The organism is Variovorax sp. UMC13 (assembly GCF_014170375.1).
In the GTDB taxonomy this organism is placed as follows: Bacteria; Pseudomonadota; Gammaproteobacteria; order Burkholderiales; family Burkholderiaceae_C; genus Variovorax.
On the sequence record NZ_LZZW01000024.1, the window covers coordinates 1 to 22158 of the forward strand.

A 22158-nucleotide genomic window follows, 5' to 3' on the forward strand; every position below is an offset into this window, starting at 1 on the left:
CACCCCCACCACACGCAGCCAAAGCCGCAATCAGCGCAGCGCAGCCCAGCGCGCGTCCCCACGATCTCGACGAACTCATCTTCAGCAACCTTTTTTTCATGTCGTTATGACCGCCAGGACAGCACGGCTGCCTGCGGCGGCCGCGAATCTTAGTGAGCGCACATGAAAGTAAGAAGATGTTTATTGCAATGGATTTTGCTGGGCCATAGCTTTGCCGGATGAGTCTGCGTCGGACACCGCGGTCCACGCTTCAACCCTGGGCATCTTCCATCTCGAAGGCCGGCACCCACCGGCCATCGACGTCGGTAAAGCCGTACGCGGTCGCGAGGTCGGCCACGCGCAGCACCTGGCCGGTGCGGGCGATCACCGCCGGGTCGGCCGCCAGTGCGGCCACGGCGCGGCCCAGGTAGCGGGGCGACTCGGTGCGCGCCAGCGCGGGCCGCTCGGTCCAGTGCGCCTCGTCGGTCTGGTGACCGGCCAACACGAACTCGGTGCGCATCCAGCCCGGCGACACGGCCAGCGAGGTGACCTGGTGCGCGCGCAGCTCCTGCGCCATGCCGAAAGCCAGTCGGGTCATCGCGGCCTTGGCCAGGTCGTAGTACAGGTTGCCGGCGATGTAGTGGCCGCGGTCCCAGAAGGTGGTGGTCACGATCAGGCCGCCGCGCTGCGCCACCATCCGTGGCGCCGCATGGCGGCTGGCCAGCAGGTGGTGGCGCACACCGTGCTCGAACATCGACTCCCAGCTCGACGACAGCGGCCGGGTCCAGAACGGCGCATCGAACACGCCGTCGAAGCTCTGGTGCCCGCCCCAGGCGTTGTTCACCAGCAGGTCGAGCCGGCTCTGCTCGCGCTGCACCCGCTCGAACAGCGCCGCCACCTCGTCGTCCCGGCCGTGGTCGCAGGCCACGGCGATGCCTCGCCCGCCCGCTTGCGCGACCTCCTCGGCGGTCGCGTCGATGCTGCCCGGCAGCGTCGCCAGTTGCGACGGCGCGAGCAGCTGTTCGTAGCCGGCGGCCGGCCGCTCGCGCGTGCTGCGGCCGGTGACATAGACCGTGGCGCCGGCCGCGCCCAGTTCGATCGCGATGCCGCGCCCGGCGCCGCGGCTGGCGCCGGTGACCACGGCCACGCGGCCGGCCAGGGGACGATGGGAGGGGGCATGGGGTTCCTTCGCAGCGGTCAGCCGGATCGAAACAGGTCTGGGGCCCGTGCGCAACCCGGAAATTCCAATGGTGTCTCAATTGTTAACGAGCACTCACAATGCAGCGACCATCCTGGCCGCGACACCTTGAGGAGCCCTCATGCCCGTTGACACGCAGCGCCTTCCCCTCCCCCTCACCACGACGCGCCGACCTGGAGGAAGACCGCGGGCCACGGTGGCCGCCGCACTGGCCGCCCTCACGGGACTGGCCGGCGGCACGGCCGAAGCCGCCTGCGGTCCCACGCTCTTCCCCGGCACCGGCGACAGCGTGGTCTGCCAGGGCAGCACCACCGGCGCGACCAACGTGCAGGCCGCGCCGGGCAGCACCGAGGTCACGATCACCGTCGACACCGGCGCCTCGCTGAGCACCAACGCCACCCAGGCGCTGGTGGTGGGCGACCGCAGCCGCATCACCAACAACGGCAGCATCACGGTCTCGGGCGGCGCGGGCGCCGCGCGGGCCGCCATGGCCGCGACCGGTGACGACAACGTGCTCACGAACAACGGCAGCATCCGCACCACCAGCGGCGGCACCGCGGGCATGGCCACGCCCTCGGGCAGCAGCACGCGCAGCACGCTGACCAACACCGGCAGCATCGCGACCACCGGCGGCAGCTCGCACGGCATCTTCACCTTCGGTCCGGGCAACACCGTGAGCAACAGCGGCAGCATCACGGTCAGCGGTACCGCCTCCAAGGGCGTGTACCTGCAGGGCGGCAACGGGGTGGCCAACGTATTGGTCAACACCGGCACCATTCGAGCCCTGGGCGCCAACACCTCGGCCACCGCGGGCTTCGCCGACGCGGTGCATGCCAACACCGTGGGCGCCGCCAGCTTCTTCTCGCGGGTGGAGAACCGCGCGGGCGGCGTGATCTCGAGCGCGAGTTCCTACGGCTACCGCGGGCAGAACGGCAACGACGTGCTGGTCAACGCCGGCCTGATCGAAGGCGCCGGCGGCGCGGCGCAGGACGGCGCGATCTTCATGGGCCCGCTGGGCACGGGCACGCTGATCCTGCAGACCGGCTCGGCGATCCGCGGCGCGGCCGACGGCGGCGGCGCGCGCAGCGACACCTTCCTCGAAGGCAGCGGCACGGTCGACAACACCTTCCGCAACTTCCAGAACCTCACGATGCGTGGCAGCGACTGGCGCTGGAGCACCGACGCCAGCTTCGCCAACAGCATCCGCGTCGAGAGCGGCCGCTTCGAAGTGACCGGCACACTGAGCAGCCCCGGCATCACCGTGCTGCCCGGCACGGTGGTCGCGGGCACCGGCACCTTCGCGGACAACGTGAGCAACCAGGGCAGCTGGCAGCCCGGGCCCGGCGCGGGCAACGGCTACGGCGCACTCACGGTGCGTGGCAACTACGTGGGCAGCGGCGCGCTGCTGCAGGTCCACAGCGTGCTCGGCAGTGACGGCTCGCCGGCCGACCGGCTGGTGATCGACGGCGGCACGGCCTCGGGCGACACGCGCATCCAGGTCCTCAACCGCGGCGGCGCCGGCGCGGCGACCGTGGCCGACGGCATCGTGCTGGTGCAGGCCGTCAACGGCGCGCGCACCACCGCGAATGCCTTCGCGCTCGCGCAGCCGGTCGAGGCCGGCGCCTATGCCTACCGCCTGTTCCGTGGCGGCGCCAGCGCTTCGACCGGCGACGCCGCGCAGAGCTGGTATCTGCGCACCAACGCACTGGCCGTGGGCGGCACCGTGGTCGGCTCGCCCGAGGAAGCCGCGACCGTGATCGCCGAGGCCGCCGCCGCCAATCCCGCCGCGCCGCCGCTGTCGGTGGCACCCGTCACGCTGTACCGGCCCGAGGTCGCGCTCTACAGCACGATCCCGATCGTCGTGCGCCAGCTCGGCATCGCGCAGCTCGGCAGCTTCAACGAGCGCCAGGGCGACACCGGCCTGCTGCTGCGCGACGCCAACGCGCCCGCCTCCTGGGCCCGCGTCTTCGGGCAGCGCACGAAGCAACAGCTCGATGGCGACACGCGCCCGCAGTTCGACGGTACGCTGAGCGGGCTGCAGCTCGGGCACGACCTGCTCTCGCGCCGCGGCGACGGCGGCAGCAGCGACCGCGCCGGGCTGATGGCCGGCTACACCCGCGGCAGCGGCGACGCGAGCGGCATGGCCGACGGCGCGACCAAGACCAAGGTCGGCCAGCTGGTGGTCGAGGGCTACAGCCTGGGCGCCTACTGGACCCACATCGGCGCCACGGGCTGGTACAGCGATGCGGTGCTCATGGGCACGCGCTACAAGGCCGATGCGCTGTCGACGCTGGGCCGGGGCGGCAAGCCACGCGGCGACCTGTTCACCGCCTCGATCGAGGCCGGCTATCCGGTGGCGCTGGGCGGCAGCGCGGTGCTCGAACCGCAGGCCCAGCTCATCTGGCAGCGCAGTTCGCTCGACGACATCGACGACGGCATCGCCACCGTCCGCTTCGACCACGACAACGCGGTGATGGCGCGGCTGGGCGCGCGGCTGCATGGCACGGTCGGCGCCACCGGCAGCTGGAAGCCCTACCTCAAGCTCAACCTGTGGCATACGCTGCGCGGCAGCACCGACGCGGTGTTCGGCGCCGGCGACACGGTACGGACGCAGCGCAACGCCAGCGCGCTCGAGCTGGGCGCGGGCATCACGGGCCAGGTCGGCAGCGCGGTCTCGCTGTACGCCGGCCTGTCGGCCACGCGCGCGCTGGGCGCCACGGAACTGCGCAGCGTGCAGGGCCAGCTGGGGCTTCGGGTCCACTGGTAGGGACGCCCGGGCGCCGCGATTGTTGGCGCCGGGGAAACACACTGGGGCCGTCCGGTGGCTTGGTCTGAAGCGCCGCGGTGCCCACACTCCAGGGTTTGCACATACGCCCCTCGGAGCCCCTCCCCGTGTCCCCTTCCTGCACCACCTGCGACGACAGCGTCGCCACCCCGGCGCTCGCGCCCGCCGCCGCGGCGCCCCGCTCGGCCTGGCTCGCGGTCGGCTCGATCGCCGTGGGCACCTTCGTGATGGTCACGACCGAGTTCCTGCCGGTCGGCCTGCTCACCGACATCGCGCGTGGCCTGAACGTGTCCGACGGCACCGCGGGCCTGATGGTCACGATGCCGGGCGTGCTGGCCGCCTTCGCCGCGCCGGCGCTGACCGTGGCCGCGGGCCGGCTCGACCGGCGCACCGTGGTGCTGGCGCTGACGGCGCTGCTGCTGGTGTCGAACCTGCTGGCCGCCTTCGCGCCCAGCTTCTCGACCATGCTGGTGGCGCGCCTGCTGCTGGGCCTGTGCGTGGGCGGCTTCTGGTCCTTCGCGCCGGCCGTGGGCACGCAGCTGGTGCCGCCGGCCGACCAGCCGCGCGCGATGTCGATGATCCTGGCCGGCATCTCGGTGGGCACAGTGCTCGGCGTGCCGGCCGGCGCGCTGCTGGGCAGCATCGCGGGCTGGCGCTCGGCCTTCGCGGCCTCGGCGCTGCTGACCGCGGTGGTGCTGGCGGTGCAGCTGTGGCTGCTGCCCGCGCTGCCGGCGCTGCGCGCCATCCGGCCGCGCGACCTGCTCACGCCGCTGACGCGCCGCCTGGCGGCCGTCGGCCTGGCCGCGGTGGTGCTGATGGTGGCCGGGCACTTCGCGGCCTACACCTACCTCAAGCCGCTGCTGCAACAGATCTTCGGCCTCTCGCCGGCACTGGTCACGGCCCTGCTGCTGGTCTACGGCGCGGCGGGCTTCGTGGGCAACTTCATCGGCGGGCGCATCGTGGCGCGCAGCCCGCTGACGGCGGTGATGGCCACCGCCCTGCTGCTGGCAGCTTCGCTGGCCGTCTCGACATTGATCGGCGCGGGCGTGGCCGCGGGTGCGGTGGTGGTGCTGGCCTGGGGCGTGGCCTTCGGCATGGTGCCGGTCTCGGCTACGGGCTGGATGCTCAAGGCGCTGCCCGAGGCGCCGGAAGCAGGCCAGGCCATGCTGGTCACGGCCTTCCAGGTCGCGATCGCCTCGGGCGCGCTGCTGGGCGGCCTGGCGGTCGACGGCCGGGGCATCGCGAGCGCGATGCTGCTGGGCAGCGTGCTGGTGCTCGCAGCCGCCGCGGTGGCGGCCGTGCTGGGGCGCGCGCCGCGCGCCGCCGCGCTCAGCGCCCCTTGACCGAGATCAGCTCGACCTCGAAGTTGAGCGTGGCGTTGGGCGGGATCACGCCGCCCGCGCCGCGCGCACCGTAGGCGATGGCCGGCGGGCACACCAGCTTGGCCTTGCCGCCGGGCTTCATCTTCTGCACGCCTTCGGTCCAGCAGGCGATCACGCCCGACAGCGGAAACTCGATCGGCTCGCCGCGCTTGTAGGAGCTGTCGAACTCCTTGCCGCTGTCGGGGAAGGTGCCGCGGTAGTGCACCTTGACGGTGTCGCTGGCCGTGGGCGAGGCGCCGGTGCCGTCCTTGAGCGACTGGTAGATCAGGCCGCTGGGCGTGGTGACCGGCGCGCTCTGGGCGAAGGCGGCCGAGGAAAGGCACAGGAGGGAAGCACACAGCAGAAATCGCACGGGGTTGTCCTTGGAGGGATGAAAGCCCCATTATTGCGGGCTGGCGTTGCGCCACCACAGGCAGGCGCGGCGGCGGCTGACAGGGCCGGCGCCCGGCAGCGTGTCTAGTCGAGGCTTGGATCAATTTCTGGAGAACCCGATGAAGAAAATGCTGTTCGTGCTCGCTGCCTCCCTCACCGTTTTGACCGCCGGCGCACAGGTCGGCAAGGCCGCCTCGGAAGCCACCGACGCCGCCAAGCACAAGATCGACGAGAAGCGCGCCGACAACGAGGCCAAGAAGAGCGGACCGGTGGGCAAGGCGGTCAACAACGTCAAGTCGGGCTACCACAAGAACCGTTCGCAGAACTCCGCCGACAAGGCCAAGAAGGCCTTGAAGGACGCGGGCTGATCCTTCCCCTTCCCCAGCAGGCACGTCCTTGAAGCGACCGCGGCTCTGGCCCCTGGCCCGGTGGTCGAGGGTCGGTTGCGCGCTGCTCCTGGGCGCGGCACTGGCGGGATGCAGCGCCGTCAAGCTGGCCTACAACAACCTGCCTGAACTTGGCTACTGGTGGCTCGACGGCTATGTGGACTTCAACAGCGGCCAGACGCCCAGGGTGCGCGAACAACTCGCGGCGCTGCTGGAAAGCCATCGGCGCAACGAGCTGCCGAAGTTCCAGTCGCTGCTCGAGAAGGCCGCGGCCCAGGCACCGACCGACGTGACGGCCTCGGAAGTCTGCGCGGTCGGCGACGAGGTCCGGGATCGCCTGCTCGCCACGGCACTCGAGGCCTCGCAAGCTGGCGCCGAACTGGTGGCCAGTCTCGACGAGACGCAGCTGCGCCAGGTCGAGCGCAAGTACGCGAAGAACAATGCGACCTATGCACGCGACTGGCTGGAACGCAGCGTGGCGCAGCAGCACCAGAAGCGCTACCAGGACTTCCTCGACCGCAGCGAGGATTTCTACGGTTCGCTCGACAGCGCCCAGCGCCAGTGGCTGCGCGAAGCGGTGGACCGCTCGATCTTCGACCCGCGCCGCGTCGACGCCGAGCGGCGCCAGCGGCAGCAGGAGTCGCTGGCGCTGCTGCGGCGCTTCAGCCGGCAGGCGGCGCCGGTGCCCGAGGTGCGCGCCGCCATCGACGCCTACGCGCAACGCGTCGCGCATCCGCCGGCCGGGCCGTGGCAGGCCTACCAGCAGGCCCTGCTGCAGGAAAGCTGCGCCAACATCGCGGCGCTGCACCAGCTCACGCGCCCGGACCAGCGCGAACGCGCCGCACGCCGGCTGATGGGCTACGCACGGGATGTGCGCGAGCTGATCGCCACGCCGCGTGCCACCCCGTCGCGCCTGCCGTCGGAACAGCTCGCGCCCTGAGGCCGCCTCAGTGGCCGTTGGCGGCGGACTCGTCGCGCGCGGGGTCCGCGTGCGTGCCGAAGCCGCCGCCCATGCCGCCACCGCCCTGCCCACCGCCCCCTTTGGCTGCGCCCTTCGCCGCGCCGCCAGCCCCGGCCCGCCCGCTGCCGCCACTGACGCGCAGCGGCCCCTGCTTGGGAATGGCCAGCGAGGCCGGGATGACCTCGAGGTCGAGCACGTCGCGGATGAAGCCGCGCAGGGACGCGACCAGCGCGGCGGTCTCGATCGGCCGGCCCGCCACCATGTCGTTGGCTGCCTCGGCGGCCATGCGCACCTGTTCGTGCGTGCCCAGCAGGATCACGTCGGAGAGCGCCGCCTCGACCGCGTCGCGCACCCGGCGACGGCGGTCCGAGCCGGTGTCCTCGCGCACCGTCGGCGCCACGGCCGTCACGCCCTCCGCGGCATCGAGCGCCGCCTGCGCGGCACCGGCGCGCGCACGCAGTTCGCGCAGATGACTCGGGTCGACCGCCAGGTCGCCGGTGAACGAGCCGCCCAGCGTCTTGTAGGCCGCGATCAGCGTCTTGAGCCGCTCGTTGATCTGGCGGTTCTGCCGCTCGCGCCGCTGCTGCACGCTGTGCATCACGACCAGGCGGATGCCGACCGCGATCAGCGACACCAGCACCAGGCCGAGCAGCGTGGAGAGCAGGCCTTGCCAGGAGCTGAAGTCGAGGGCGTTGCGCATGGTGTCGGGTGGAGGCGAGTGGACGGTCCTCGAGGGTAGACCTAAAAGGGGCCTCCACGCTGCCTATGATGGGCGATCAAACGACGGAGACACCCATGACATCACGCTACCCGCTGGCCGAACTGAAGGACCTGCCCGAGGACATCCGCACCGCCGTGCTCGCGGTCCAGGAGAAGGCCGGCTTCGTGCCCAACGTGTTCCTCGCGCTCGCGCGCCGACCGGCCGAATGGCGCGCCTTCTTCGCCTACCACGACGCGCTGATGCTCAAGGAGGAAGGCTCGCTGACCAAGGGCGACCGCGAGATGATCGTCACCACCACCAGCGCGGCCAACCAGTGCCTCTACTGCGTGGTGGCGCACGGCGCGCTGCTGCGCATCTACGAGAAGAAGCCGCTGGTGGCGGACCAGGTGGCGGTGAACTACCGCAAGGCCGACATCACGCCGCGCCAGCGCGCGATGCTCGACTTCGCGATGAAGGTCTGCGACCGCTCGCACGAGGTCGACGACGCGGACTTCGCCGCGCTGCATGCGCACGGCTTCGACGACGAGGACATCTGGGACATCGGCGCGATCACGGCCTTCTTCGGGCTGTCGAACCGGATGGCGAGCTTCACCGGGATGCAGCCGAATCCAGAATTCTTCCTGATGGGCCGCCTGCCAAGAGAAAAGAAATAGCCAGCGCGACTCAGGCCCCGGCGCCCTTGCAGCGTGCAAAGGCGTCGAGCGTGGGCTGGTAGGTCGGCGTCCTGAGGTCGAGCACGCCCAGCAGCGTGTGGTACAGGTTGTCGTGCGTGAGCTCCGCATCGCGGTCGTTGCGCAGGCAGGCGGTCGACAGGTGTTCACGCGCCTTCAGGCCCTCCCCGATCCACGCGACCATGGGCACGTGCTTCTGCACTTCGGGTGCGATGTTGTAGGGCAGGCCGTGCAGGAACAAGCCGTATTCGCCCAGCGACTCGCCATGGTCGCTCATGTAGAGCAGGCCGGTGTCGAAGTTTGGCGACTGGCTCTTGAGCCAGTCGATGGTGCGGGCCAGGAAGCGGTCGGTGTGGGCGATCGAGTTGTCGTAGGCGTTCATGAGCTCGCCATGGCTGCAGTCGGCCAGCACGTTGGTCTTGCACTCGGGCACGAAGCGCTTGGTCTCGGCCGACGAGCGCTTCGCATAGGACGGGCCGTGGCTGCCCATCTGGTGCAGCACCAGCAGCACGCCGCGCTGGCGCCGCTCGGCCGGCAGCGCCGCGATGCGCTGGTCGATGTTCTTGAGCATCACGTCGTCGAGGCACTCGTCGCCGTCGCAGAGCTTGCCCTTCGCTTCGGCGGACAGGCCAACGGCGGCCGAGGTGTGGGGCACGCGGTCGCACACGCCCTTGCAACCGGCCTGGTTGTCGATCCACAGCACAGCCAGGCCCGCGGCCTGCGCCACATCGAGCAGGTTCTCGTAGTCGTCCTTGCGGCCCTCGTAGCCCTTCTTGCCCAGCGAGGAGAACATGCAGGGCACCGAGGCCAGCGTGTTGGTGCCGCAGGAGTGCACGTTGCGCCAGCTCAGCACCTCGCGCGCCGCGAGTGCGGGCGTGGTGTCGCGTGCGTAGCCGTTGAGCGCGAAGTGATCGGAGCGCGCCGTCTCGCCCACCACCATCACGAACAGCGGCGGCCTGGCCTGCGCCGCGTAGCTCGGGCCCAGCGCCGCGCCGGCCGTGATGGGGATCAGCTTGCGGCTGCGCTTGAACAGCGGCCGGATGGCGGCCGTGCCGGCCGAGTAGACCGTGGCCAGCGGGTTCATCATGTAGCGCAGCGTGACGTGGTTGCGCATGAGCGGCGCGACTTCGCGCGACATCGCGGCCGTGGCGGCGATGCCCACCGCCAGCGTCGCGACCAACAGCGCGCCATTGCGCCAGATCTGGCTCCAGGTCCGCATCGGCAGCACGCGCACGCGCAGCAGCCACCAGGCGGGCAGCGCCGTCACCAGCAGCACGTTGAACAGCAGGCGCCAGCTCAGCAGGTCGCGCGTCTCGTGCATGTCGGTCTGCAGCGCGTTGGCGGCCATGGTGGGGTCGATCACCACGCGGTAGGTCAGCATGTAGTGCTGGGCCACGGCCGCGATCAGCACGACGAAGAACCACAGCGGCTTCATCCAGCGCGACCAGGCGGTGAGCGACAGCAGCGCCACGGTGCCGAAGCCGATCATCACGGCCATCGCGCCGACCGAACGCATGTAGACGCTGGGCGCGCCGCCGATGCGCGCGAGTTCCAGCCACAGCGCCCAGTTGGCCGCCAGCAGCAGGTAGAGCGAAAGACCGATCACCACCGCCTGCGCGGAGCGCGGTCGCGCCATCCAGGCATCGAGGGCCAGCAGCCAGGCGGGACGAGGGAGCGACAAGGCGGTCAGCGCGCGCGGCGGTGCGAGGGGCTCGAGTGGCAACGATGCCGTTGGAAGGGAAGCAGTCATCAACCGATGGTGAGAGGCAGGACTGAAACCTGCCTGAACGCCTCGTTCAGCATTCATTCAGCTTGGGCGCCACGGCGCGGGTGCGCCGAAGGCTGTGCGCGAGCAGGTCCCCGAGCCAGCCGACCGACCAGCAGAACCATGCGCTCCACAGCGTGTGGCTCATGTAATGCGCACCGCGCCACTGCTGCGCCAAGCCCAGCGCCAGCCCCAGGACCAGCGCGGCCGCGAGCCAGGAGGCGGCGGCGCGCGGCATGCGCCGCCGCAGCACGAACCAGCCGCCCACATAGGCGAAGGCCGCGGAGGCATGGCCCGCGGGAAAGCAACCGCCCGGACCGCCGTCGTGCACGCCCCAAGCCCAGTGAGAGACATAGGCCGCCGTGCCGCCGAACTCGCGCAGGTCCCAGGGGCAGCTGGAATGGCTGCCGCGCTTGACCAGCGACACGGCGATCACCGAGGCCAGCACGGTCAGCGCGAGCTGCACGCGCTCGGACCGCGCCAGGCGGCGCAGCAGGCCTAAGGGCCATCGGATGGCGGCCAGCAGGCCGGCCACGCACAGCCAGCTCAGCAGCCGCGGCGCCTCATGAAAGACGTTGATGAAGACCGGATCGTCGCGCAGTGCGAAGCCGTGCGCACCGCCGGCCCAGCGGGCCAGCGTGAGGTCGAGCCCGCTCGCGTCCCAGAGCAGCAGCGCGAGCAGGCCGGCGAGCGTGACGATGAGGACCCTGGACCTGCCGATCGAAGTGGCACCGAAGTCGAAGGAGGATGTGACGGGAATGTGGGAACTGAAGAACATGCACAACGGGCGCAAGGCCCATTCGGGAGAAGCCGGTCGACGATGGAGGCGAGCCTAGCGACGCAGGATGAACGGCGCCTGAAGCGCGCGCTTCGCTAGACTTGCGCTCTTTTGGAGGTGCCTTCCGTGCGCGTTCTGCTGGTCGAAGACGATGTCACGCTGTCCGAGGCGGTCTGCGGTTACCTGCGGGCCAAGGCCTTCGTGGTCGATGCCTGTGCCAGCCTGGCCGAGGCCTCGGCCGCGCTGCACTCGGCGCAGTACGCGGCGGTGCTGCTCGACCTGCACCTGGGCGATGGCGACGGCCTGTCGCTGCTGCCGCAGATCCGCGCCATCAAGGAGCGCCCGATCGTGATCGTGCTCACGGCGCGCGACCAGGTCTCCGACCGGATCCGGGGCCTCGATGCCGGCGCCGACGACTACCTCATCAAGCCCTACGACCCCGGCGAGCTGCTGGCCCGGCTGCGCGCCGTCGAGCGACGCCGCAGCGCGGCCAGCGCGCCGATCATCGAGCTGGGCGACCTGCAGATCGACCTGTCGCACGAGCTGGTGCGGCGCAACGGCATGCCGGTCGCGCTGACGCAGAAGGAGTGGTCGCTGCTGCGCGTGATGGCCACCCGGCCCGACCGCATCCACACGCGCGAGAACCTGCAGGACGCGCTCTACGGCTTCGACGACGAGGCCGACAGCAACACGCTCGAGGTCTTCGTCAGCCGGCTGCGCCGCAAGCTGGGCCGCAACCACATCCAGACCCTGCGCGGCCTGGGCTACCGGCTGGTCAACGCAGTCGGTGACGACGAGTGAACACCGCGCTCCCTGCCGCGTCGGCCCCGCGCCAGACCCTGGCCGGCCGCCTGATCCAGACGCTCATCCTGTGGGTCGGCGGGGTCTGGCTGCTGTGCGTGATCGGCGTGGTCTGGTATGTGGACCGCGAGATCAACTACAACTTCGACAACGAGCTGGTCGAGGTCTCGCACCGCATGTTCGACATCGCACTCGACGAGTTCGACCGTCGCGCCGGCGAAGTGCCCGACGGGAAGTTCCTCATCGCGCCGACGCCCACCTTCGCCGATGCCGCGGTGATGTTCCAGGTGGTCGACAAGAACGAGCGGGTGCTGCTGCGGTCGGCCGAAACGCCGGGCAATGTGTTCGACGTGCCGCTGGCCGCGGGCTTCTCCAACGACGAGGCCTGGCGCATCTACACGGTGCGCCATCCCAACCGCGACCTCTACCTGCAGGTGGCCGATCCGCTCGACGAGCGGCGCGTCACGCTCAACCGCACCCTGTTCGGGCTGATCATCCCGCTGGGCGCGGTGCTGCCGGTGCTGGCCTTGGTGCTGCGCAAGATCGCGCGCGAGGAACTGCAGGTGCTGCAGCGCCTGGCGGCGGAGATCGGCGAGCGCAGCGGCGCCGACCTGCGGCCGATCACCCTGCCCGGCCTGCCGCAGGAGCTGCAGTCGGTGGGCGACCATGTGAACCGGCTGCTCGATCGCCTGTCGCAATCGCTGGACGTCGAGCGCGCGCTGGCGGCCAACGCGGCCCACGAACTGCGCACGCCGCTGGCCTCGGCGCGGCTGCGGCTGCAGACGGCGCTGGAGCACGAGCTGCGGCGCGAGGACATCGAGGCCGCGCTCGATGCGCTGCGCGTGCTGAGCCAACGCACCGAGAAGCTGCTGCAGCTGTCGCGCGCCGAATCGGGTGCCTCCTTCTCGCGCGAGCGCGTCGACCTGGCGCAGCTGGCCGCGACCGTGGCGCAGGAGTTCTGGCAGGACGCGCGCGTGCTCGACCGGCTCGACCTGTCGGTGCCCGACAGCGGCGAGCCCCCCGTGGTGCTGGGCGACTTCGACGTGCTGGCGATCGCGCTGCGCAACCTGGTGGAGAACGCGCTGCGCTACGGCGGCGACGGCCCGGTGCAGCTCGCGGTCGAGGCCGACTGCTCGCTGGTGGTGCGCGACGCCGGTCCGGGCGTGAGCGAGGCCGCACTGGGCACGCTGCGCAAGCGCCATGTGCGCCACAGCGCCGAACACGCTGGCTACGGCCTGGGCCTGTCGATCGTCGCGACCATCGTGCAGAAGCACGACGCGCGCCTCGAGCTGCGCTCGCCACCCGCGGGCGCCGCCACGGGCTTCGAGGCCCGCATCGTGCTGCAGCCGGCCTGAGCCCGCGGCGCGTCGCGGCTCAGACCGTGACGATCTCGCGCAGCCAGTCGGGCAGGGTCATGGCCTTCTGCTTCGGGAAGTCGACCCAGATCGTGGTCGCGCCGCCGGCCGCGCAGACCGTCTCGGGCGCCTCGGCACGCGCCATCGTGGCCCAGCTCTCGAAGGTGGTGCGGCCCGGGTCGCTCACGTACATCTTCAGCAGCACGTCGCCCGGGTACTCGATCTGGCGGTAGAAGTTGCAGAAGGCATTGACGATCACCATGCCCTCACCCTTGGGGTCGGGCTCGAAGCCGATCGAGCGCATCCAGTCGATGCGCGCGGTCTCCATGTAGCGGAAGTAGGTGCCGTTGTTGAGGTGGCCCATGGCGTCCATGTCGCCCCAGCGGATGGGAATGGCGGTCTCGTAGACGAGCTTCTTGTGCTCGGGGATTTCAATCTTCATCGGGTAGCGCCTTGAGAAAACGGGAGGCTCGGGGCCAGGCTGCGCCCCCTTCGGAAGCGCGTTGCACATTGTCCACGCGTCCCCGCGGGGACTGCCGGTCGCGCAGGTGACGCTTACCCTGTGCAGCGCGCGCTCGGGGAGCGTGCAAGCAGCCGCATAAAATGTTGCAAGAACGTACGGCTCTGCGGTGCCGGGCCCACTCCCACCCTATCGACGAGACTTCCCACAAATGACCCACGACGAAATCCTTGCCCAGTTCGGACCCCGCGAAGCCATGGAGTACGACGTCGTCGTCGTCGGCGGCGGCCCCGCCGGACTCTCGACCGCCATCCGCCTCAAGCAACTGGCCGCGCAGAACGACAAGGAGATCTCGGTCGTGGTGCTCGAGAAGGGCTCCGAACCCGGCGCCCACATCCTGTCGGGCGCGATCATGGACCCACGCGCGCTGTCGGAACTGATCCCCGACTGGAAGGAACGCGGCGCGCCGCTGAACCAGCCGGTGACGGCCGACACCTTCCTGATGCTCAGCGAGAACGGCGCCACCCGCACGCCCAACTTCATGCTGCCGCACAACTTCCACAACGAAGGCAACTACATCGTCAGCCTCGGCAACGTGGTGAAGTGGCTGGCACAGCAGGCCGAGGAACTGGGCGTGGAGATCTTCCCCGGCTTCCCGGCCGCCGAAGTGCTCTACACCGAAGACGGCAAGGTGCGCGGCGTGGCGACCGGCAACCTCGGCATCGGCAAGGACGGCGAGCCGACCGAGAACTTCCAGCTCGGCATGGAACTGCTGGGCAAGTACACGGTGTTCGCCGAGGGCGCGCGCGGCCACCTGGGCCGCCAGCTGATCGCGAAATACAAGCTCGACGACGGCAAGGACCCGCAGAGCTACGGCATCGGCATCAAGGAGCTGTGGGAGATCGACCCCGCGCGCCACCAGCCCGGCCTGGCGATCCACACGGCCGGCTGGCCGCTGCCCTCGGACGTCTACGGCGGCTCCTTCGTCTACCACGCGGAGAACAACCAGCTGATCATCGGCTACGTGGTCGGCCTCGACTACCAGAACCCGCACCTGAGCCCCTTCGAGGAGTTCCAGCGCTTCAAGACGCACCCGCACATCCGCTGGTACTTCGAAGGCCAGGACAAGGGCCTGAAGGCGCCCAAGCGCCTGAGCTACGGCGCGCGCGCGATCACGGCCGGCGGCCTGCTCTCGCTGCCCAAGACCGTGTTCCCGGGCGGCGCGCTGGTCGGCTGCGAAGCCGGCTACCTCAACGCCAGCCGCATCAAGGGCAGCCATGCCGCGATCAAGACCGGCATGCTCGCGGCCGAAGCCGCCTTCGACGCCGTGACCGCGGGCCGCCAGCACGACGAGCTGGCCGCCTACCCGGCCGCCTTCGAGAACAGCTGGCTGCACACCGAGCTCAACAAGGCGCGCAACTTCAAGCAGTGGTTCAAGAAGGGCCTGACCGTGGGCACGGTGATGACCGGCATCGAGCAGTTCGTGCTGCGCGGCCACATCCCCTGGACCATCCACCGCACCGAGGCCGACCATGCGCGGCTCAAGCCCGCGGCCGCCTGCAAGAAGATCAGCTACGCGCGGCCCGACGGCAAGCTGACCTTCGACCGGCTCTCGAGCGTGTTCATCAGCAACACCAATCACGAAGAGAACCAGCCGGCGCACCTGACGCTCAAGGACGCGTCGGTGCCGGTGAAGGTCAACCTCGCGCAGTACGCGGGCCCAGAGGCGCGCTACTGCCCGGCCGGTGTCTACGAGTTCGTGCCCGACGAGGCCAACGCGGGCAAGGAGCGGCTGCAGATCAACGCGCAGAACTGCGTGCACTGCAAGACCTGCGACATCAAGGACCCGACGCAGAACATCGTCTGGGTCACGCCCGAAGGCGGCGGCGGCCCGAACTACGTGGGCATGTGAGCATGCGGGTCGGGGCCTTCACTTCCCGACCAGCTGCACCAGCTTCTCGGCCTCGAAGCGCTCGCTAAGCGCGGCGTCGCCGGGCACGCAGTCGGCCGCTTCGGGCTGGCGCGCCGACAACTTTTCGATCGCCTGCCAGATCAGCGCGATCTGGTGTTCCTGACCGGCCGCGCTGTCGATCAGGCCGCGCATGGCCTGCGACAGCGGATCGTCCTGTGCCGTGAGGCCATAGGCCGAGAAACCGCGCGCGGCGGTGTCGCTCACGTCGGCGCTGGCGCCACTGGTCGACACGATGATGCGCGCCGGGATGCCCACGGCCGTGGCGCCCGCGGGCACCGGCTTGGTCACGACCGCATTCGAGCCGATCTTGGCGCCGTCGCCCACGGTGAAGCCGCCCAGCACCTTGGCGCCCGCGCCCACCACCACGTCGCGGCCCAGCGTGGGATGCCGCTTGGCGCCCTTGTAGAGCGAGGTGCCGCCCAGGGTCACGCCCTGGTAGATGGTGCAGCCGTCGCCGATCTCGGCGGTCTCGCCCACCACCACGCCCATCGCATGGTCGAAGAACACCCGCTCGCCCAGCTTGGCGCCCGGATGGATCTCGATGCCCGTGACCCAGCGCGAGAACTGCGACACCCAGCGCCCGAGCCATTTGAAGCCATGGGTCCAACAGCCGTGCGCGACGCGGTGCAGCACCACGGCATGCAGGCCGGGGTACAGGGTGAGCACCTCCCAGCGCGTGCGCGCCGCGGGGTCGCGGTCGAGGATGCACTGGATGTCGGAACGCAGACGCGAAAGCATGGATCTTGTCGTGATATCGAAAGGGCCCGGGAGTCTAAGTCGCGCCGTCCTTGCGCGCGGCGGGCGGGGTCTTGGCGTCGGCCATGGCCTTGGCGATGCCGCGCAGGATGTGGATCTCCTCGGGCGTGGGCTGGGCGCGGTTGAACAGCTGCTGCAGCCGCGGCATCAGCTTCTTGGGCGCCTCGGGGTCGAGGAAGCCGATCTGCACCAGCGAGCGTTCCCAATGGTCGAGCATGCCGGCCACGGCCTTGGCATCGGCCGCCTGCGTGGGGGCGACCGACTCGGTGACCGGGAAACCGCCCAGCGCCAGCCGCCATTCGTAGGCGATCAGCTGGATCGCGGCGCCGAGGTTGAGCGAGCCGAACTTGGGATCGGCCGGGATGCTCAGCGCGACGTTGCAGCGGTAGACGTCCTCGTTGCGCATGCCGAAGCGCTCGGAACCGAACAGGAAGCCCACGTGCTGCGGCGGTTCAGCCTTGGCCAGCGGCTCGAGGTGCTCGCGCGGCGTGCGCGTGGGCGGGCCGAAGTCGCGCGGGATCATGGCGGTGGCGCACAGGTGCGTGACGCCGTCGAGCGCCTCGTCGAGCGTGTCGACGATGCGCGCGTTGGCCAGCACGTCGAGCGCGCCGCTGGCCCGCTGGATGGTCTCTTCGCGGCGCAGCACATTGGCCCAGCGCGGCGCCACCAGCACGAGGTCGTCGAAGCCCATGGTCTTCATGGCGCGCGCGGCGGCGCCCACGTTGCCGGCGTGGCTGGTCTGGATCAGGATGAAACGGGTGCGCATGGAAAACGAGGAGAAGGCGTGCGGGAGGGCCCCGATTAGAACGGAAGCGTCGCCATTCCCGCCCGCGCGGCGCCTCCCAAGGCCCGAAAAATGCACCGGATCGCGCCGGACCTGTAAAATCGCGGCCTTCCTGCGTCCCGCATCGCCCGGACGCCTCTTCAGGGCCCCTGCCCCCGCCGCTCTTCCACAATCCATGTCGTCGCCCAACCTCCATCCCATGCTCAACGTGGCCGTCAAGGCCGCACGCGCCGCCGGTGCCATCATCAACCGTGCCGCGCTCGACGTCGAAGCCGTTCGCATCTCGCAGAAGCAGGTCAACGATTTCGTGACCGAGGTGGATCACGCCGCCGAGAAGGTCATCATCGAGACCCTGCTCGCCGCGTACCCGGGCCACGGCATCCTCGCGGAAGAGTCGGGCAGCGAATACGGCGCCAAGGATTCTGACTTCGTCTGGATCATCGACCCGCTCGACGGCACCACCAACTTCATCCACGGCTTCCCGGTCTACTGCGTGTCGATCGCGCTGGCGGTCAAGGGCAAGGTCGAGCAGGCCGTGGTCTACGACCCGAGCCGCAACGACCTGTTCACCGCCACCAAGGGCCGCGGCGCCTACATGAACGACCGGCGCATCCGCGTGAGCAAGCGCACCAAGCTCACCGATTGCCTGATCTCCACCGGCTTCCCCTTCCGCACCGGCGACAACTTCAAGCAGTACCTGGCCATCATGGCCGACCTGATGCCCCGCATGGCCGGCCTGCGCCGCCCGGGCGCGGCGGCGCTGGACCTGGCCTACGTGGCCGCCGGCTTCACCGACGGCTTCTTCGAGACCGGCCTCAACCCCTGGGACGTGGCCGCGGGCTCGCTGCTCGTGACCGAGGCTGGCGGCCTGGTCGGCAACTTCACCGGCGAGCCCGAGTTCCTCGAGCAGCGCGAATGCCTGGCCGGTGCCCCGCGCATCTACGGCCAGCTGGTGCCGCTGCTCGCCAAGTACTCGAAGTTCGCCGGCGTCGACGAAAAGATGCGCGCCAGCCATCGCATGCGCCAGGTCGCGGCCAGCGCCGATCCCGAAGCCGACACCTCGGCTGACCTGTACGCCCGCACCACCAGCGCCAACCTGGACGCGGAAAACGCCGAAGGCGTCGACGAAACGCCCGCGGCCCCGGTCGCGCCGTCGCCGCGCAAGCTGACCCGCATCCGGCGCGACGCCGCCACGCCGCCCGCAGAGGGCGACCCCACCGCCCGCTGATGCAGGCGCCGCGCGCCGCCGTCCTGCGCACCCGCGCCGCGCTGCGGGTCGGCCTCAGCCACTACATCGCGAATGGCCTCTCGGTCGCCTTCGGGCTGTTCCTGATCTCGGCCGGCGTGCATTTCTGGCTGGGCGCGCTGGCCTCGGCGGCCGCGTCGGTCGGCGTGATCGTCACCGCGCCGCCCGACCTGCCCGGCCCGCGCCGCGGCAAGTTCCTGCAGATGCTGCCGGCCCCGCTGATCGGCCTGCCGCTGTTCTTCGCGGTTCAGCTGCTGCACGGCGCGCCGATCCGGCTCGGCCTGCTGATGGTGCCGGCCACCTTCTTCGCCTTCACCGCCATGGCCTGGGGCAAGCGCGGCATCCCGATCGCGATCGCGGTGATGTTCTCGATGATCTTCTCGATGGCCACGCACAAGCCCGAGAACCTCGACGAGGCGATCTACCGCACCCTGATCTTCGGCCTCGGCGCCGGGCTCTACGTGATCTACGCGACGCTGGCCAACCTCGCGCTCAACGGCCGCTACCGCGTGCAGGCCATGGCCGACGTGCTGCTGTCGCTGTCGGCGCTGATGCGCACCGAGGCCAGCCAGTTCAGTTCTCGCGAGGAATCGGGCGACGTGCGCGAGGTGCCCGCGCCCCTGCTGGGCCGCCTGCTGCGCGAGCAGGCCGCGCTGGCCGACCAGCTGCAGGCCACGCGCGACATCGTGCTCGAGTCGCCGCGCACGCCGCAGCGCCAGCGGCTCGCCGGCATGCTGGTGATCGTGCTCGAGATGCGCGACCACCTGCTGGCCAGCGAACTCGACCTCGAGGCCTTGCAGGCCAACCCCTCGCACGCGCCGGCCCTGAACGAAATGCGCCGCGTGCTCGAGGCGCTGGCCGACGACACCGCGGCCCTGGCCGATGCGCTGCTGCTGGGCCGGCGCCCCGAGGCGGTGGCCAACCGCCGGGCGCAGCTGATCGCGGTGCGCCCGCCCGAAGACAACAGCCCCGCCAGCGCCGCGGCCGGCCCCTCGGCCGCCATGCTGGCGCGCGGCCTGGCCAGCCGCATCGGCCACATCAACGACGAGGTGCTGCGGCTCCACGCCATGGCACGCGGCGAGGTGGCACCCGACCTGGCGGTGGTGCGCGCCAACTGGCACATGTTCGTCAGCCCCACGGCCTGGTCGTGGCGCCCCTTCCTCACGCTGTGGCGCTGGGACGCGCCGCCGCTGCGCCATGCGATCCGGGCCTCGCTCGCCATCGCCGCGGGCTACGGCGTGGCGCTGCTGCTGCCCTGGGGTTCGCACGATTACTGGATCCTGCTGACCATCGTGGTGGTGCTGCGCGGCAGCCTGTCGCAGACGCTGGAACGGCGCAACGCGCGGGTCGCCGGCACGCTGCTGGGCTGCGTGCTGGCGGTCGGCCTGCTGTCGGCCCATCCCTCGGCCCTCGCGCTGCTGGCGGCGACCGTGGTGGCGCAGGCGGTGGCGCACGGCTTCGCGGTGCGGCGCTACCTGATCACCGCGGTCGCAGCCACGGTGCTGGGGCTGGTGCAGGCGCACCTGCTCAACACCGGCGCGGCGCCGACCTTCGCGCTGTTCGAGCGCATCGCCGACACCCTGATCGGCGCCGCGCTGGCCTGGGCCTTTTGCTACGTGCTGCCCTCGTGGGAGCGCAGCCAGATCCCGGCGCTGGTGGCGCGCACGCTGCGCGCGCAGGCCCTGCACGCACGGCTCGCGCTGGGCCTGGGCCAGCTGCAGGCGGTCGACAGCAGCCCCGAGCTCGAATGGCGGCTGGCGCGCAAGGAAGCTTTCGACAGCCTCTCGGCGCTGGTGCAAGCCACACAGCGCTCGCTGTCGGAGCCGCGCGCGGTGCGCCCGCCGATCGTGCCGCTGGAACAGCTGCAGGCCCACAGCTACCAGCTGCTGGCCCAGCTGAGCGCGGTGAAATCGATGCTGGTGCTGCGCCGCGACCGGCTCACGCCGGCCGACATCGAAGGGCCGCTGCAGCGCACCGCCGCGCGCATCGAGGCCGCGATCGGCAGCACGCCCGTCGCCGGCAGCGACCTGCCCTCGGGCGCGCCGGCCACCGCGCTGGCCGGCCCGATCCCGCTGCCCGACCCCTTCGACAACGACATCAGCCCCTGGCTGCTGCGCCGGCTCGACCTGGCCACCGGCATCTCGGTGCAGCTGCGCGACGACGCGGCACGCATCCTGCAATCCCTTTCCGACGATTCTCCACCCCCCTCCGCACAAGGAACCCCTGAACGATGACCCAAGACATGCTGCTCGGCCACCCCTGGTTCGCTCCCCTCCTGTCCGCCCTGATCGCCGTCTTTCTCGCGCTGCTCGTGCACCGCGTCGCCTCGGCGGTGCTTCAGAGGGTGACGCGCCACACGCCGGTGCTGCATGCGCTTCTGGTCAACATCAAACCCGCGGCCCGGCTGGTGCTGCCGCTGCTGGCCCTGCAGATGGTCTGGCAGGCCGCGCCCGACGAACTGCGCTTCATCGCGGGCGTGCGGCACCTCAACGGGCTGCTGCTGATCGCCGCGGCCGCCTGGCTCGCGATCCGCGCGGTCAACGGCTTCGCCGACGGCCTGATCGCCAAGCACCCCTACGACGCGGCCGACAACCTGCAGGCGCGGCGCGTGCTCACGCAGACCCGCGTGCTGGCGCGCACCGCCAACAGCATGCTGCTGGTGGCCGGCGGCGCGATGATGCTCATGACCTTCCCCGGCGCGCGCCAGGTCGGTGCCAGCCTGCTGGCCTCGGCCGGCGTGATCGGTATCGTGGCCGGCCTGGCCGCCAAGCCGGTGTTCAGCAACCTGATCGCGGGCCTGCAGATCGCGCTGGCCCAGCCGATCCGCATCGACGACGTGCTGGTGGTCGAAGGCGAATGGGGCCGCGTGGAAGAGATCACCGGCACCTTCGTCGTGCTCAAGATCTGGGACGACCGCCGGCTGATCCTGCCGCTGAGCTACTTCATCGAGAAGCCGTTCCAGAACTGGACCCGGCACAACGCGCAGCTGCTGGGCACGGTGTTCGTCTATGCCGACTACGGCATGCCGCTGGAACCGCTGCGCGCCGAGGTCGAGCGCCTGGTGAAGGCCGCGCCCGAATGGGACGGCCGCTTCTTCAACCTGCGGGTGGTCGACACCACCGAGCGCGCGATGCAGATCCGCGTGCTGTGCACCGCGGCCAACTCGGGCCTGGCCTTCGACCTGCGCTGCACGGTGCGCGAGGGCCTGATCGCCTTCATGCAGCGCGAGTACCCGCAGTTCCTGCCGCGCCTGCGCGTGGAGGACGGCGATGCGGCCGCGCCGCGCGGCGCCGCCGCGCTGCCGCCGCAACAGCAGCCCGTCTAGGGCAGCAGGCGCAGCGACTCGACCTCGAACTCCGTCTTGCGCAGGCCCTTGTCGATCTCGCCCGTCAGCTCGACGCGCTGCTCGGCGCTGACCGGCTGGCCCGGCGGGAAATGCTTGGCCGAAATCTCGACCGTCATGCGGCCGCTGTCGTCGGCGAAGCTGTAGTTCTTGCCGCCGTCGTGCGACACGATGCGGCCCTGCAGCCGCGCGTACTGGTCGTCGCGGCCGGTCTCGAGCAGCTGCTTCACCGTCATCAGCGGCACCGTGCTGGGGCCGGTGTAGGTCGATGCGGCCTGGCCCTTGGCGGCGGGCGACGGGCCGGTGTACTGGGCCAGCACGGGCGCGGTGGCGCCCAGGATGCCGAGCGCGAGAACGAGGGCTGTAGCGGTCTTTTTCATGGTGTCACTCCTTGAGTTGAATGCCCGGCGCCGGAGGCACCGAAGGCATGAGCGCATTGAAAC

General features: G+C 70.6%; 20 protein-coding genes. 11 read left to right on the top strand and 9 right to left on the bottom strand.

Annotation, left to right across the window (positions count from 1 at the left end; translation table 11 throughout):
* Positions 1–250: 250 nt before the first annotated feature.
* Positions 251–1126 carry an SDR family oxidoreductase gene (locus A9977_RS19355; RefSeq protein ID WP_310936167.1) on the bottom strand — a complete coding sequence of 292 codons (876 nt, stop codon included), beginning with the start codon at positions 1124–1126 and terminating at the stop codon, positions 251–253.
* 247 nt (positions 1127–1373) lie between these two features.
* Between A9977_RS19355 and A9977_RS34650 the strand changes: the two genes are divergently transcribed.
* Both A9977_RS34650 and A9977_RS19365 read left to right on the top strand, forming a co-directional pair.
* Positions 1374–3944, top strand: coding sequence for an autotransporter outer membrane beta-barrel domain-containing protein (locus A9977_RS34650; RefSeq protein ID WP_183026513.1), 2571 nt, complete (start codon positions 1374–1376; stop codon positions 3942–3944).
* A gap of 125 nt (positions 3945–4069) precedes the next feature.
* On the top strand, positions 4070–5305 hold the full coding sequence (locus A9977_RS19365) for an MFS transporter (RefSeq protein WP_310936168.1): 1236 nt from the start codon (positions 4070–4072) through the stop codon (positions 5303–5305).
* Here the strand turns inward: A9977_RS19365 and A9977_RS19370 are convergent.
* Complete coding sequence (locus A9977_RS19370; protein WP_183026514.1) at positions 5292–5696, bottom strand: FKBP-type peptidyl-prolyl cis-trans isomerase; 405 nt, start codon at positions 5694–5696, stop codon at positions 5292–5294. The two genes, A9977_RS19365 and A9977_RS19370, sit on opposite strands and share 14 nt — an antisense overlap.
* Positions 5697–5835: 139 nt before the next feature.
* Between A9977_RS19370 and A9977_RS19375 the strand changes: the two genes are divergently transcribed.
* The gene (locus A9977_RS19375; protein ID WP_183026515.1) at positions 5836–6084 is read left to right on the top strand and encodes a hypothetical protein; all 249 of its coding nucleotides are present in this window, start codon (positions 5836–5838) and stop codon (positions 6082–6084) included.
* 28 nt (positions 6085–6112) lie between these two features.
* Positions 6113–7042: a DUF6279 family lipoprotein gene (locus tag A9977_RS19380; protein ID WP_259652056.1), complete on the top strand. Its 930-nt coding sequence runs from the start codon at positions 6113–6115 to the stop codon at positions 7040–7042.
* 7 nt (positions 7043–7049) lie between these two features.
* Here the strand turns inward: A9977_RS19380 and A9977_RS19385 are convergent, their stop codons facing one another.
* The gene (locus A9977_RS19385) at positions 7050–7763 is read right to left on the bottom strand and encodes a hypothetical protein (RefSeq protein ID WP_183026516.1); all 714 of its coding nucleotides are present in this window, start codon (positions 7761–7763) and stop codon (positions 7050–7052) included.
* Positions 7764–7858: 95 nt separating this feature from the next.
* Here A9977_RS19385 and A9977_RS19390 point away from each other — a divergent pair, with 95 nt between their 5' ends.
* The gene (locus A9977_RS19390; RefSeq protein ID WP_183026517.1) at positions 7859–8437 is read left to right on the top strand and encodes a peroxidase-related enzyme; all 579 of its coding nucleotides are present in this window, start codon (positions 7859–7861) and stop codon (positions 8435–8437) included.
* A gap of 10 nt (positions 8438–8447) precedes the next feature.
* Here the strand turns inward: A9977_RS19390 and A9977_RS19395 are convergent, their stop codons facing one another.
* Together A9977_RS19395 and A9977_RS19400 are read right to left on the bottom strand one after the other, a co-directional pair.
* Positions 8448–10205, bottom strand: coding sequence for a phosphoethanolamine transferase (locus A9977_RS19395; protein WP_405054692.1), 1758 nt, complete (start codon positions 10203–10205; stop codon positions 8448–8450).
* Between the two features lie 46 nt (positions 10206–10251).
* Complete coding sequence (locus A9977_RS19400) at positions 10252–10998, bottom strand: phosphatase PAP2 family protein (RefSeq protein WP_183026518.1); 747 nt, start codon at positions 10996–10998, stop codon at positions 10252–10254.
* 126 nt (positions 10999–11124) lie between these two features.
* Between A9977_RS19400 and A9977_RS19405 the strand changes: the two genes are divergently transcribed.
* Together A9977_RS19405 and A9977_RS19410 are read left to right on the top strand one after the other, a co-directional pair.
* Positions 11125–11799 carry a response regulator transcription factor gene (locus A9977_RS19405; protein WP_183026519.1) on the top strand — a complete coding sequence of 225 codons (675 nt, stop codon included), beginning with the start codon at positions 11125–11127 and terminating at the stop codon, positions 11797–11799.
* On the top strand, positions 11796–13154 hold the full coding sequence (locus A9977_RS19410; protein WP_183026520.1) for an ATP-binding protein: 1359 nt from the start codon (positions 11796–11798) through the stop codon (positions 13152–13154). The genes A9977_RS19405 and A9977_RS19410 overlap by 4 nt, the downstream gene beginning before the upstream one ends.
* Positions 13155–13173: 19 nt before the next feature.
* On the opposite strand, the gene A9977_RS19415 is transcribed toward A9977_RS19410, so the two are convergent.
* On the bottom strand, positions 13174–13596 hold the full coding sequence (locus A9977_RS19415) for a thioesterase family protein (protein ID WP_183026521.1): 423 nt from the start codon (positions 13594–13596) through the stop codon (positions 13174–13176).
* Positions 13597–13825: 229 nt separating this feature from the next.
* Between A9977_RS19415 and A9977_RS19420 the strand changes: the two genes are divergently transcribed.
* A complete protein-coding gene (locus A9977_RS19420) occupies positions 13826–15526 on the top strand; it encodes an electron transfer flavoprotein-ubiquinone oxidoreductase (protein WP_183026522.1) in 1701 nt (566 codons plus the stop codon).
* Positions 15527–15544: 18 nt separating this feature from the next.
* On the opposite strand, the gene cysE is transcribed toward A9977_RS19420, so the two are convergent.
* Both cysE and A9977_RS19430 read right to left on the bottom strand, forming a co-directional pair.
* Complete coding sequence (cysE, locus tag A9977_RS19425; RefSeq protein WP_183026523.1) at positions 15545–16324, bottom strand: serine O-acetyltransferase; 780 nt, start codon at positions 16322–16324, stop codon at positions 15545–15547.
* Positions 16325–16358: 34 nt separating this feature from the next.
* Entirely contained in the window at positions 16359–17108 is a 750-nt protein-coding gene (locus tag A9977_RS19430) for an RNA methyltransferase (protein WP_183026524.1), read from the bottom strand.
* Between the two features lie 193 nt (positions 17109–17301).
* Here A9977_RS19430 and A9977_RS19435 point away from each other — a divergent pair, with 193 nt between their 5' ends.
* From A9977_RS19435 to A9977_RS19445, 3 genes are read left to right on the top strand one after another with little or no spacing between them, the layout of a single operon-like run.
* The gene (locus tag A9977_RS19435; RefSeq protein WP_183026525.1) at positions 17302–18354 is read left to right on the top strand and encodes an inositol monophosphatase family protein; all 1053 of its coding nucleotides are present in this window, start codon (positions 17302–17304) and stop codon (positions 18352–18354) included.
* Positions 18354–20606: an FUSC family membrane protein gene (locus A9977_RS19440; RefSeq protein ID WP_183026526.1), complete on the top strand. Its 2253-nt coding sequence runs from the start codon at positions 18354–18356 to the stop codon at positions 20604–20606. Before A9977_RS19435 ends, A9977_RS19440 begins: the two co-directional genes overlap by 1 nt.
* The gene (locus A9977_RS19445) at positions 20603–21697 is read left to right on the top strand and encodes a mechanosensitive ion channel family protein (RefSeq protein WP_183026527.1); all 1095 of its coding nucleotides are present in this window, start codon (positions 20603–20605) and stop codon (positions 21695–21697) included. Before A9977_RS19440 ends, A9977_RS19445 begins: the two co-directional genes overlap by 4 nt.
* Here the strand turns inward: A9977_RS19445 and A9977_RS19450 are convergent.
* Positions 21694–22095, bottom strand: coding sequence for a YgiW/YdeI family stress tolerance OB fold protein (locus A9977_RS19450; RefSeq protein WP_183026528.1), 402 nt, complete (start codon positions 22093–22095; stop codon positions 21694–21696). The genes A9977_RS19445 and A9977_RS19450 overlap by 4 nt on opposite strands.
* Positions 22096–22158: the final 63 nt, after the last annotated feature.

Coding starts and splice junctions, on each gene's coding strand:
- A9977_RS19375 (WP_183026515.1), top strand. CDS start 5,836: ATGAAGAAAATGCTGTTCGTGCTCGCTGCCTCCCTCACCGTTTTGACC.
- A9977_RS19385 (WP_183026516.1), bottom strand. CDS start 7,763: ATGCGCAACGCCCTCGACTTCAGCTCCTGGCAAGGCCTGCTCTCCACG.
- A9977_RS19390 (WP_183026517.1), top strand. CDS start 7,859: ATGACATCACGCTACCCGCTGGCCGAACTGAAGGACCTGCCCGAGGAC.
- A9977_RS19395 (WP_405054692.1), bottom strand. CDS start 10,205: ATGACTGCTTCCCTTCCAACGGCATCGTTGCCACTCGAGCCCCTCGCA.
- A9977_RS19400 (WP_183026518.1), bottom strand. CDS start 10,998: ATGTTCTTCAGTTCCCACATTCCCGTCACATCCTCCTTCGACTTCGGT.
- A9977_RS19415 (WP_183026521.1), bottom strand. CDS start 13,596: ATGAAGATTGAAATCCCCGAGCACAAGAAGCTCGTCTACGAGACCGCC.
- A9977_RS19420 (WP_183026522.1), top strand. CDS start 13,826: ATGACCCACGACGAAATCCTTGCCCAGTTCGGACCCCGCGAAGCCATG.
- cysE (WP_183026523.1), bottom strand. CDS start 16,324: ATGCTTTCGCGTCTGCGTTCCGACATCCAGTGCATCCTCGACCGCGAC.
- A9977_RS19430 (WP_183026524.1), bottom strand. CDS start 17,108: ATGCGCACCCGTTTCATCCTGATCCAGACCAGCCACGCCGGCAACGTG.
- A9977_RS19435 (WP_183026525.1), top strand. CDS start 17,302: ATGTCGTCGCCCAACCTCCATCCCATGCTCAACGTGGCCGTCAAGGCC.
- A9977_RS19440 (WP_183026526.1), top strand. CDS start 18,354: ATGCAGGCGCCGCGCGCCGCCGTCCTGCGCACCCGCGCCGCGCTGCGG.
- A9977_RS19445 (WP_183026527.1), top strand. CDS start 20,603: ATGACCCAAGACATGCTGCTCGGCCACCCCTGGTTCGCTCCCCTCCTG.
- A9977_RS19450 (WP_183026528.1), bottom strand. CDS start 22,095: ATGAAAAAGACCGCTACAGCCCTCGTTCTCGCGCTCGGCATCCTGGGC.